This window comes from Acidocella sp. (assembly GCF_013044125.1).
Lineage (GTDB): Bacteria > Pseudomonadota > Alphaproteobacteria > Acetobacterales > Acetobacteraceae > Acidocella.
Map to the genome: position 1 here is coordinate 1 of NZ_JABEVC010000203.1, position 10,994 is coordinate 10,994.

A 10,994-nucleotide genomic window follows, 5' to 3' on the forward strand; every position below is an offset into this window, starting at 1 on the left:
GGTCAGCACCGTCCCCGCCCCCACCAGAACACCACCCGGCATCACCCGGGCAAGCCGCCCAATAGACACCAGCGCCTGCGGTGAATTCAACGGCACCTCGATGGCCTCGAACCCGGCTTCAACCAACGCCGCGCCCACAGCCTCGGCATCCGCCGGCGTTATCCCGCGCAGAATCGCCACGAGATGGCGGCGCAGCACCGGCCAAGAGGCAGACAGGCAAACATCCTCCGAACTCTCAGTCATGCGCACAACTCCATCTCATCCCAAAGGCGGGCCGCCCTGAACAAACCTGCCCGCACCATTTCATCCGCATCGAAGACCCGCGGCCGCACACCGGCAAGGCCAAAAACCTGCTCATAGAGCGCTACAAAAGGGCCCGAGGCAATCAGGCTGACAGCTGTGCCAGGGGCAACCTCGCGCAGCGCCGCGCCAATATCCGTGCCGATCAACAACCCTGAAAGCCGCGCCGCCGCCGCCCCGGCAGATAGCCCCGAGACAAGCGCCGCCGCCCGGACAGAGAAGAGGGTATGCAAAAGCGCCTCGGGCCTGGCCAGCCCGGCCGCCGCCGCCCGCAGAAACGCCGGGTCATCCGCGGCAATGCGCGCCTGCGGGTCCACCACATGGCGCAGCACCGAATGCTGCGCCAGCAGGCGGAAAATCTCGCCGGTCATGGCTGAAGAAAAATCGTCCACACCGCCGTCGCGCACCCGCACCCATTTGCAATGCGTGCCTGGCAGGCAGACGAGGCCGCTGAAGCCCGGCACCGCCGAAAAGCCGAGCAACTGCGTCTCCTCGCCGCGCATCACATCGGGCGCATCGGCATGGTTGCGAACCAGCCCGGGGAGAATCAGCGCATCCACCCCCGCACCTGCAACGCGCATCGCATGCCGGGGCAGTTCATCCAGCCGGGCGGGAATAGGCATATACGGTGCTTCACGCCAGCCATTGCGCGCCCCCACCATGCCGCACATCACAATCCGCGCCCCACGCGCCGCACGGCCCAACCGCTCAATATGGCGCGTCAGGCAGGCTTCAAACCCGCCGGCCGCGAGACCATCAGCCCCTTCGGCGGAACGGCTCTCGCTCAATACCGCCCCAGCGGAATCCAGCAGCCATACGCGAAGGCTACTCGTTCCCCAGTCAACAGCAACCGTAAATGCTCCGCCCACAACCAACCCTATCATACAAATGGCTGAACATGCCAGGCGCGCCAGCCAGCGCACCCGGCATATCATATAAGGCGTTAGAACTTAATGCTTACACCGCTAAACCCGGAAAACTGCGAATGCCCCGGCGCTGCCGGCGGCGCATAAATATCGGCTGAAAAATCAGCCGCACCGCTATTCATGACCTCACCAACCGTCGTGTAGAGAAGCACATTCGGTGAAAGGGAGTATTCTCCACCGCCCGTAACAAGGTTCGCGCTGCCGCCATGTTCATTGATCGAGGTATGAAACCACGCGCCACGCAGCACCAGAGCAGGGGTCACCTGCACCGCCGCCCCAACCCAGGCCATGTAGGCGCTGGTGGCATAAACCGCGGGATAAGGAGAATAGCTGGCGCCGGGGTTGGAAATCGCCGTCCCTCCTCTGGCCTTGCTCCCCTGCGGTGCGGAGAGCTGCTCAAAGCCCGCATAGGCGGTCACTGGGTTCAAATCCAACTTCGCGCCCGCAATCGCCTCCCGCGATGCGGTATAAATGTTTGTGTACTGACCGCTTGAATTCTGAATCTCATCATAAATTCCGTAGATGCTCAGTTTTGAGATATCATACTCCGCCGAGACGCCATACATGTTCGAAACTTTGGTCGAGGCGAAGGTATCGCCGTTCCCAAAAGACGCCTGCGCGCCGATTTGCAGACCACTCCAATCCGGGCTGCGATACTCCACCATGTCAGACGCACCCTGCCAATTACGGCCATAAACCAGCGTCGAGGTTGACATATTCTCCTGGATCATCGGATCAAAATTATAAACGTCATTGTCTATGAAAAGATCTTTACCAAAAGTGACGGTCCCGAATGTCGGATTGCTTAACCCGACATAGGCCCGGCGATTAAAAATGGAGTTGGTGGAACTGTTAAATTTTCCGTTCGTTGCATTAAACCCTGACTCGATTTTGTAAACACCCGTCAGGTCCGGCGTGAGCTGGGACGACCCATAGACACCGAACATGCTGGTGCCCCAGTCATTCCCCCCTGCCTGCAGCAATGTCGTGGAGCCTGTATGGCCGTTATACTGCGAAAGATCGACATTCGCATCAAGCCGCACACCGGCGTCAACGCGCACATAAGCCTTGACGCTCGGCACCGGCCCGCTGCCAGCATAAAGCGTTACATCCGCCTTGGAGGCGCCGGGCGCAAACACTGAAACCGCAACCGCCGTCGCCAAAAAAACACTTCGCAAGCGCCAGCGCGCGGGCAGGCCGCCATGCGTCAGGCAAGCACCATCGATTACATCATTCATTATGTTTATTCCTCCCTTTTTGGATTTAAAGACGCGACTCCGCATTCATGAAACTCGTGTTTCATGAGCGAAGCACCAGAAATCTCCCCACAAGCAGGGTTACATTCCCCGCCAGGTCACAGCGACCTTAAGGAAACCCCTCCGCTAAACAGAATTTTTCATTTTGATAATTCACCTGGATACGCTGTTGATTTTTATTTTAGTATGACAGGACAGCACAATTTCGAACTTTTCCTGAACGAACCGCGACGCCTGAATTAAAGATTACCGGCCAGTTTCAATAGCGGTCAAATAGTTAATTTGATGAATTTGATATGCTTTTGAATATCAGCCGGCGTTAACAATCCGCTGCGAAATATGTACGCGATCATCTCTTGGAATACAGCCCGCCCCCGCCATCTCTTTCCCATCCATTGCATGCAAATCGCTTTCATCGATGAACATTTTTCAAACAATCAATTGGACGCGCGCCCCCCTGAAGCGTTATCCTCACGGACAAGATCAAATCCGCAACATTATTGGAGGACACATGAACAGTGAAAGCAAATGCCCGGTCGCGGGCAGCGCTCATAAGCATGCGGCAATCGGCTCCAAGTCGAACCAGGATTGGTGGCCCAATCAGCTCAAGCTGAGCATCCTGCATCAGCACTCGTCCAAATCCAACCCTCTGGGCGCCACGTTCAACTATGCCGAAGAGTTCAAAACCCTCGACCTGAACGCCGTCATGGCCGATCTGCTCGCCCTGATGACAGACTCACAGGACTGGTGGCCGGCGGATTTCGGGCATTACGGCCCTCTGTTCGTCCGCATGGCCTGGCACAGCGCCGGCACCTACCGCATCAGCGACGGGCGCGGCGGCGCAGGCTCCGGCGCCCAGCGTTTCGCGCCGCTCAACAGCTGGCCAGACAACGTCAATCTCGACAAGGCGCGCCGGCTGCTCTGGCCGATCAAGCAGAAATACGGCCGCAAGCTCTCCTGGGCCGATCTGCTGATCCTCACCGGAAATGCCGCGCTTGAATCCATGGGCTTCAAGACTTTCGGGTTCGGCGGCGGGCGGGAGGATATCTGGGAGCCTGAGGAAGACATTTACTGGGGGCCAGAGGGCAAATGGCTCGAAGACAAGCGCTACACCGGGGACCATGAGCTGGAAAATCCACTGGGCGCCGTGCAGATGGGCCTTATTTATGTGAACCCCGAGGGCCCGAACGGCAACCCGGACCCTCTGGCCGCGGCGCGCGACATCCGCGAAACCTTCGCCCGTATGGCGATGAATGACGAGGAAACGGTGGCGCTCATTGCCGGTGGCCACAGTTTTGGCAAAACCCATGGCGCCGGTGATGCCGCGCTGGTGGGGCCGGAGCCGGAAGCCGCGCCGCTTGAAGAGCAGGGGCTGGGCTGGAAGAGCCGCTTTGGCACCGGCAAGGGCGCTGATGCCATCGGCAGCGGGCTGGAAGTCACCTGGACCACCACGCCAACCAGGTGGAGCAGCAATTTCTTCTGGAATCTCTTTGGCTACGAATGGGAGCTGACCAAGAGCCCGGCCGGGGCGCACCAATGGACACCGAAAAACGGCGCCGGCGCCGGCACGGTGCCCGAGGCGCACGACCCGGCAAAGCGCCGTGCCCCCGCCATGCTGACCACCGACCTCGCGCTACGCTTCGACCCCGCCTACGAGAAGATCTCGCGGCGCTTCCATGAGCATCCCGATGAGTTCGCCGATGCCTTTGCCCGCGCCTGGTTCAAGCTCACCCACCGCGACATGGGGCCGCTCTCGCGTTACCTGGGCAGGCTGGTGCCCGCCGAGACGCTGATCTGGCAGGACCCGCTGCCCGCGGTTGATCACGCGCTGATCGGCGCGGCCGGTATCGCCACGCTCAAAGCCAATATCCTCGCCTCGGGCCTGTCCATCCCCCAGCTCGTCACCACGGCCTGGGCCTCCGCCGCCACATTCCGCGGCAGCGACAAGCGCGGCGGCGCCAATGGGGCGCGTATCCGGCTGGCGCCGCAGAAGGACTGGGAGGTCAACCAGCCGGCGGAGCTGGCCAAGGTGCTGAAGGTGCTGGAGACGATCCGGACGGCGTTCGAGAGCACCGCTCCCGGCGGCAAAAAAATATCCCTGGCTGATCTGATCGTACTGGGCGGTTGCGCCGCGGTCGAGGCGGCCGCAAAGGCGGCAGGCCACGATCTCACTGTGCCTTTCGCACCGGGGCGCACGGACGCGAGCCAAGCGCAGACCGATATCGAATCCTTCGCCGTGCTGGAACCCACCGCCGACGGGTTCCGCAATTATACCCGCAAGGGTGCCGAAGACGTTGCGGCGGAGCTGCTGGTGGACAAAGCCCAGCTGCTGACACTCACCGCCCCGGAAATGACGGTCCTCATCGGCGGCCTGCGCGCGCTCAAGGCAAATTTCGGGGCTTCGGACCACGGCGTCCTCACCGCCCGGCCGGGAACGCTGAGCAACGATGTCTTCGTGAATCTGCTCGACATGCGCACGGAATGGCGCAAATCCGCCACGGCCGCGGGCGTGTACGAGGGGTACGAGCGCTCAACCGGCGCCCTGAAATGGACCGGCACGGTGGTTGATCTGGTCTTTGGCTCAAACGCCCAGCTCCGCGCCATCGCGGAGGTCTATGCCAGCCATGACGCCCAGGCAGCATTTGTGCATGACTTTGCGGCAGCCTGGAACAAGGTCATGAACCTTGACCGTTTCGACCTGAACTGACCCCGGCGGGAGGGCGGCATGCGTGCCGCTGACGCCCTCCCCATTTTAACAAGAGCCGCATCGCAAGTTCTCGCGCCCAGTTTTCAAACTTCCGGAGCGGGGCGCGACCAAGGCGCCGCCACGAAACATCCCGCAAGATAATCAAGCAGCACCTTAACCCTCGCAGGCCGCAAAACCCCCGGGGGCGTAACAAGATTGATGGAAACCGGCGCAATCGCCCAATCTGGCAGAACTTCCACAAGCACCCCTTGCGCGAGTTCTTCCCACACCATGAACTCCGGCTGCAACGCCATCCCCAGCCCCGCGCGCAGGGCGGCGGTAAGGGCATCCGCGTTATTGGCCCGCAAGCGCCCTTTCACAGGCACGCTGAACTCGCCGTCTCTGGGATGCTGAAATCGCCACACCCCCGGCGCGGGGGCATTTGTATAAATCAGCGTCAAATGCTTGACGAGATCGGCCGGATGCTCAGGGTGTCCGTATCTGGCCAGATAGGCCGGGGCCGCGACCAGCGGCCGGCGAACCGCGCACAAACGGCGCCCGCGCAACGAGGAGTCGGCCAGGGCCGCAATGCGTAAGGCGGCGTCAAACCCCTCGGCCACCAGATCCACCAAACTGTCGCTCAGCTGCACGTCAACATCAACTTCCCGGTAGCGCTCCAGAAAAGCCGGGAGCACCGGCGCCAGATGGCGCACGCCAAACGACATCGGCGCCGCCAGACGCACCAGCCCGCGCGGCGTTAGCGACTGTGCGGAGGCTTCAAGCTCGGCCGCCTCGCCCTCCGCCACAATCCTGTTGGCATGCACCAGAGTGCCGCGGCCCATTTCGGTAAGTGAACGTCCGGTGCAGCAGCACCGCCCCCAAACGCTGCTCCAGCCGGGCAATCGCCTTGGAGACGGTCGGCTTGGAGAGCCCCAGCTCCTCGGCCGCGCGGGCAAAGGAACCCGTCTGGGCAACCTTCGCAAAAATCGCCCATGCTTCGAGGTCAGGCAGCTTCATCATAAAATTATCGAACCGATTCATTCATATTATTTCTAATTTAATACCAAAAGCGGCGCTTTATCTCAACTCAATATACGTTTTTGGGAGCGTGCCGTGTTGCTGGCCCGCGCCGCACAAGCAAGTTTCTGGAACCGATCTGTTTCCATCATTTCTATTTAATCGCCAGCGGCTTTACCCTATTTCAACTCCAGACACGGGCCGGATGCCCCCATGGAGATTCGCGATGATTGAACTTCGTCCTTTCAAAAGCCTCGGCGGCGCTGACCATGGCTGGCTCGACGCCAAGCATCATTTCTCCTTTGCCGAATATCATGACCCCCAGCGCATGGGCTGGGGTGCCTTGCGGGTCTGGAACGACGACACCATCGCGCCTGGCACGGGCTTCCCGCCACATCCGCATAAAAACATGGAAATCATCACCTACGTCCGCAAAGGCGCCATCACGCATCAGGACCATCTGGGCAATGCCGGCCGCACAGAAGCCGGAGACGTCCAGGTTATGTCCGCGGGAACCGGCATCACGCATAGCGAGTACAATCTGGAGAAAGAAGCAACCCAGATTTTCCAGATCTGGATCCTGCCCAGCAGCCGGGGGCACCAGCCCAGCTGGGGCGCACAGCCTTTTCCCAAGGGTGAGCGCGCCGGGCGGTTTGTCGCGCTGGCCTCTGGCTTTTCCCAGGATACCGACGCCCTGAAAATTCACGCCAACGCGCGTCTTCTCGGCGCCACGCTGCGGGCCGGCGAAACCGCCGACTACGCCCTTGGCCGCGAACGTCACGCATATCTGGTGCCGGCCACTGGCGCTGTGGAAATCGAGGGCGTGACCGTGAATGCACGCGACGGCGCCGCGATCAGCGATACCGGGACCCTGCGCGTCACCGCTTTGACAGACACCGAGATCGTCCTCGTGGATGTCGACTGAAACTACCCGGCGCTACCTTTTGGGCGCGGCGCGGAGATTATTCGCGCCCCAGCATCTTGTCGTTGACAAATCCAGCCAGCGAGTTGGCCCTGAAATGCGCGCGCAACTCATCCTCGGAATAATCCTCGCGCACCCAGTCCAGAAAACTCTTGCCCTTCGCCTCGCCGTCGCGCTGATAGGTGAGAAAGAACGCGTCCAGTATCCCCGTGTTGGACTGCTTGATATGCCCGAACCGCAGCGAAAGCTGCTTGAGCGCCTGCGCCGCCGTGCCGCCCTCGATGACCACGAACAGCCCCGCCGCCAGCCCCGCGCGGTCCGCGCCGGATTTGCAATGCACCAGCGCCGGGCCGCGCATGGTCTGGTAAATCTCCGCCAGCCGCAAAATCCTGTCCTTATGCGGCGCCCCGCGTGACTCCATGGCCATATCGTAAAAATCCAGCCCCAGCCGCGCCGCCGCCTCGCGTGAGAGCGCATCCGAGCCGTTTTCCGCCCGCCCGCGCAGGTTAATGAGGCTTCGCAGCCCCGTCTTGCGCGTGAACGCCGCCAGATTGCCCGGCGTCGGGTGGTTGGAGCGATACAGCCGCCCCGGCTTCACCACCGCGAAATTGGTCCACAGGATGCGCAGCACCGCATGATCAATGAACAGCGCGTCAACCCACGCATTGCGCCGGCCGGCCTTGGTGGAGAGATCGCCTTTAAAAATAGTGTCCATGCGTAAGGCTTATATTTGGCGCGCGGCCGCCCCGCCAGCCCCGCGCGCATCCCGTATTTGCCGCGCGGCCGCCCCGCCAGCCCCGCGTGCGAGACACCTCATTTGTGGCAGAGCCAAAATATGCTTAACCCCAGCACCATGACCCAGCAAAAATCCACCGCCTCCCTCGTCTATCGCCTCTGGCGCGAGCATGTACGCCACTACCGCGGCCGCATTGTCCTCATCGTCGTGGCCACGCTGGTGATGTCGGGAACCACGGCGGCCTACCCGGCGCTGATCAAATGGGCCTTCGACATGTTCTCCCACAAAGACCCGCGCATCCTCTACCAGGTGCCGGTGCTGGTGCTCATCGTCACCACCATCAAGGGCCTGTCCATGTATTTCCAGGCGGTGCTGACCCAGGATGTCGTCCTCCTGGTCATCCGCCGGCTGCAAACCGGCATGTTCCGCCACCTCTCCAACGCCGCCCTCGCGAGCGTGGAGCGCGAGGCCCCGGCCCAGCTCGCCGCCCGCTTCACCACCGATGCCACCGTCATCCGCGACGCGATGACCCGCGCCGTCAACGCCATCGCCGATGCCGCCACCGTGGCCGGCCTGGTCGTCACCATGATCGTGATCGACTGGAAGCTCAGCCTCATCGCCGCCGCGCTCTACCCGCTGGCCGGCATCCCCGTGCAAAAAATCGGCAAGCGCATGCGCCACGCCTCCGATGGCATGCAAGACCAGATGGGCCACACCGCCGCCGTGCTCAACGAGAGCTTCGCCCAGGCCCGCACCGTGCGCGCCTACGGCCTGGAGGAGCACGAGCAGAAACGCGCCAATAAAACCTTCGACCAGCTCTACCGTTCCCTCCTGCGCATGACCCAGATCCGCTCCCGGCTGGACCCGATGCTCGAAGTCCTGGGCGGGCTCGCCGTGGCCATGGTCATCGGCTTCGAGGGCTGGCGCAACGCCACCGGCGGCAGCGGCGTGGGCAATTTCATGGGCTTCATCTCCGCCCTGCTCATCGCCAGCCGCCCCTTGCGCGCGCTGGGAACCATGAACGCCGCCGTCCAGGAGGGCCTCGCGGGCATGGCGCGCGTGTTCACCATCATCGATGAACCAGCCGCCATCGCCGATGCCCCCGGTGCCGTACCGCTGCACCCCGGCGCCGGCGCGCTGGCGTTTGAGCATGTCGCCTTCACCTATCCGGACGGCCGCCCCGGCCTGAAAGACCTCTCCTTCAACGCCGCGCCCGGAAAAATGCTGGCGCTGGTCGGCTCCTCGGGGGCGGGCAAATCCACGGCACTGGCGCTCATCCCCCGGCTCTACACCCCAACCAGCGGGCAGATCCGTATCGACGGCGCTGAAATCACCAGCGTCACCCTGCACTCCCTGCGCGATGCCATCGCCTATGTCGGCCAGGATTCGCTGCTGTTTGACGATACAATCTACACCAACATCCTGCTCGGCCGCCCCAATGCCACGCCCGATGAGGTCCACGCCGCCGCCGCCGCCGCCGCCTGCACCTTCGTGCAGGAAATGCCCGAAGGCTTCAAAACCCGCGTCGGCGTCAACGGCCAGAGGCTCTCCGGCGGCCAGCGCCAGCGCGTCGCCATCGCGCGGGCCATTTTGCGCAACCCGCGCATCCTCCTGCTCGATGAAGCCACCAGCGCGCTGGACACCGCAAGCGAAGCCGCCGTCCAGGCCGCGCTGGCGCATCTGCGCGCCGGGCGCACCACCATCGTCGTCGCCCACCGGCTCTCCACCGTGCGCGACGCCGACCTTATCGTGGTCATGGCCGACGGCCAGGCCATCGAGCAAGGCACCCATGCCGAACTCCTGGCAGCGGGCGGCGCGTTCTCCCGGCTGGTCCAGGCGCAGGCCCTGGCGTAAACCAAGAACCAAACCAGGAATTTCGCACTATGCTATTCGAACGCGGTCAACTCCACATCCCACGCCATGCAGTTGTTCTCTTGCGCCCCAGCACCCAAGCTCAGGAACGCGGATATGTGCGCTTAGATCTGCGAACTACCGCGCATGAGCCAAATAGCTGGATACTGCCGCTAATCAATGAACTCTTTTTTTTCCTTGAGGCACCAAATACTGGAGCAACCCTCTCATTCAACCCCGCCGATATGATCGTCGAGTCAATAAGCCGCCCCTTGGCGGCCTACATACGTTGCCGTCGGATCGTAAAAAAAAACCTCCGCCTCGGCACGCTCAACTTTGATGGAATCAGAATTATCCCTGCCGGACCAGAAAAAGAATATAAAAACTACTGCAAACGCATGCGTTTCCTGCGCTTCTCAGGCAGCCAGCATAATGGCCAGATCATGCGCGACCATCCCGAAGTGATAACGGGCTGGCCCCCAGAGCCCAAAAAAAGCGTACGCACGCACGCCACCACCCCGCGCATCGCCGTGGCGCTACATCTCTACTACACAGATCTATGGCCAGAGATCGAAATCCTGCTCGGGAGATGGACCTCGCCTTTCAAATTATTTCTAACCCTGACAAAAGAAAACCAAGAACTGACTGCGCGCGTGGCTGCGGTATTTCCAGGCAGCGTAATCCGCATCGTCGAAAATTTCGGCCGCGACGTGCGCCCATTCCTGATGCTACTGGAAGACGGTTCCTTCGATGAGTTTGATTTTGTCTGTAAAATCCATGGCAAGAAGTCAATCAGCCATGGGCGCGTGCCTATATTCGGCGATATCTGGCGCCGCGCGACGTTTCTGGACCTGATCGCCACCAATCAGCAGGTGCTAACGATCGTCAACTTATTTCAGGATAACACGCAAATCGGCATTATCGGGCCACGACGTTTTCTGGCAACATCCACCCCCACGGCCCCACGCGACCTGCTGGGGAAAAACCGCCAGATAGTCGATACCATTGCCACGCGTATGGGCCGCCCAATCCAGAAAGATGCCTTTGATTTTTTTGAGGGCACAATGTTCTGGGCTAGGCCGCAAGCACTGGCACCACTGCGCGCATTGCACCTAAGCCTAGACTTCACCCCTGCCCATTCCAGTTATGACGACGGTGGGGTTGAACATGCTGTCGAGCGCTTGTTCAACTATGCAGCCCGTGTGGCCGGGTTTGATGTCATGGCAGTCAGTGGCGAAAACCATCGCGGGAAGGATTAACCACAGTCGCGCTCATCAACAGCATCACCGCCCGCCACACC

The 10,994-nt window shown here is 61.5% G+C and carries 9 protein-coding genes and 1 pseudogene; 4 read left to right on the plus strand and 6 right to left on the minus strand.

Translation table 11 applies throughout. The features are described from left to right. The 3 genes and pseudogenes from HKL97_RS12425 to HKL97_RS12435 all read right to left on the minus strand — a co-directional run. A pseudogene (locus HKL97_RS12425) lies at nucleotides 1-243 on the minus strand (2-dehydro-3-deoxy-6-phosphogalactonate aldolase); the annotation flags it as partial. Continuing rightward, a complete protein-coding gene (locus tag HKL97_RS12430) occupies nucleotides 240-1,235 on the minus strand; it encodes a 2-dehydro-3-deoxygalactonokinase (protein WP_363238866.1) in 996 nt (331 codons plus the stop codon). The pseudogene HKL97_RS12425 and the gene HKL97_RS12430, both read right to left, overlap by 4 nt. A gap of 8 nt (nucleotides 1,236-1,243) precedes the next feature. Beyond that, nucleotides 1,244-2,464 carry a porin gene (locus HKL97_RS12435; protein ID WP_291425810.1) on the minus strand — a complete coding sequence of 407 codons (1,221 nt, stop codon included), beginning with the start codon at nucleotides 2,462-2,464 and terminating at the stop codon, nucleotides 1,244-1,246. A 529-nt stretch (nucleotides 2,465-2,993) separates the two neighbouring features. Here HKL97_RS12435 and katG point away from each other — a divergent pair. Next, nucleotides 2,994-5,189 carry a catalase/peroxidase HPI gene (gene katG, locus HKL97_RS12440; RefSeq protein ID WP_291425812.1) on the plus strand — a complete coding sequence of 732 codons (2,196 nt, stop codon included), beginning with the start codon at nucleotides 2,994-2,996 and terminating at the stop codon, nucleotides 5,187-5,189. A gap of 83 nt (nucleotides 5,190-5,272) precedes the next feature. On the opposite strand, the gene HKL97_RS12445 is transcribed toward katG, so the two are convergent. Continuing rightward, entirely contained in the window at nucleotides 5,273-6,010 is a 738-nt protein-coding gene (locus tag HKL97_RS12445; protein ID WP_363238868.1) for a substrate binding domain-containing protein, read from the minus strand. After that, nucleotides 5,946-6,209 (minus strand): LysR family transcriptional regulator, encoded by a 264-nt coding sequence (locus HKL97_RS13705; protein WP_363238870.1) that lies wholly within the window; start codon nucleotides 6,207-6,209, stop codon nucleotides 5,946-5,948. Before HKL97_RS13705 ends, HKL97_RS12445 begins: the two co-directional genes overlap by 65 nt. Before the next feature lie 202 nt (nucleotides 6,210-6,411). On the opposite strand from HKL97_RS13705, the gene HKL97_RS12450 reads away from it, so the two are divergent. Further along, nucleotides 6,412-7,110: a pirin family protein gene (locus tag HKL97_RS12450; protein ID WP_291425814.1), complete on the plus strand. Its 699-nt coding sequence runs from the start codon at nucleotides 6,412-6,414 to the stop codon at nucleotides 7,108-7,110. A 37-nt stretch (nucleotides 7,111-7,147) separates the two neighbouring features. Here HKL97_RS12450 and HKL97_RS12455 read toward each other — a convergent pair whose 3' ends face one another. Further along, entirely contained in the window at nucleotides 7,148-7,822 is a 675-nt protein-coding gene (locus HKL97_RS12455; protein WP_291425818.1) for a tyrosine-protein phosphatase, read from the minus strand. A gap of 120 nt (nucleotides 7,823-7,942) precedes the next feature. On the opposite strand from HKL97_RS12455, the gene HKL97_RS12460 reads away from it, so the two are divergent. Continuing rightward, nucleotides 7,943-9,697, plus strand: coding sequence for an ABC transporter ATP-binding protein (locus HKL97_RS12460; protein ID WP_291425821.1), 1,755 nt, complete (start codon nucleotides 7,943-7,945; stop codon nucleotides 9,695-9,697). Between the two features lie 29 nt (nucleotides 9,698-9,726). After that, nucleotides 9,727-10,953, plus strand: a complete 1,227-nt coding sequence (locus tag HKL97_RS12465; protein ID WP_291425823.1) for a rhamnan synthesis F family protein — start codon at nucleotides 9,727-9,729, stop codon at nucleotides 10,951-10,953. The last annotated feature ends 41 nt before the right edge of the window (nucleotides 10,954-10,994 follow it).

What these genes read in the sequence shown, in the direction of transcription:
- HKL97_RS12430 (WP_363238866.1), bottom strand. Translation starts at nt 1,235, where the DNA reads ATGATATGCCGGGTGCGCTGGCTGGCGCGCCTGGCATGTTCAGCCATT.
- HKL97_RS12435 (WP_291425810.1), bottom strand. Translation starts at nt 2,464, where the DNA reads ATGAATGATGTAATCGATGGTGCTTGCCTGACGCATGGCGGCCTGCCC.
- katG (WP_291425812.1), top strand. Translation starts at nt 2,994, where the DNA reads ATGAACAGTGAAAGCAAATGCCCGGTCGCGGGCAGCGCTCATAAGCAT.
- HKL97_RS12445 (WP_363238868.1), bottom strand. Translation starts at nt 6,010, where the DNA reads ATGGGCCGCGGCACTCTGGTGCATGCCAACAGGATTGTGGCGGAGGGC.
- HKL97_RS13705 (WP_363238870.1), bottom strand. Translation starts at nt 6,209, where the DNA reads ATGAATCGGTTCGATAATTTTATGATGAAGCTGCCTGACCTCGAAGCA.
- HKL97_RS12450 (WP_291425814.1), top strand. Translation starts at nt 6,412, where the DNA reads ATGATTGAACTTCGTCCTTTCAAAAGCCTCGGCGGCGCTGACCATGGC.
- HKL97_RS12455 (WP_291425818.1), bottom strand. Translation starts at nt 7,822, where the DNA reads ATGGACACTATTTTTAAAGGCGATCTCTCCACCAAGGCCGGCCGGCGC.
- HKL97_RS12460 (WP_291425821.1), top strand. Translation starts at nt 7,943, where the DNA reads ATGCTTAACCCCAGCACCATGACCCAGCAAAAATCCACCGCCTCCCTC.
- HKL97_RS12465 (WP_291425823.1), top strand. Translation starts at nt 9,727, where the DNA reads ATGCTATTCGAACGCGGTCAACTCCACATCCCACGCCATGCAGTTGTT.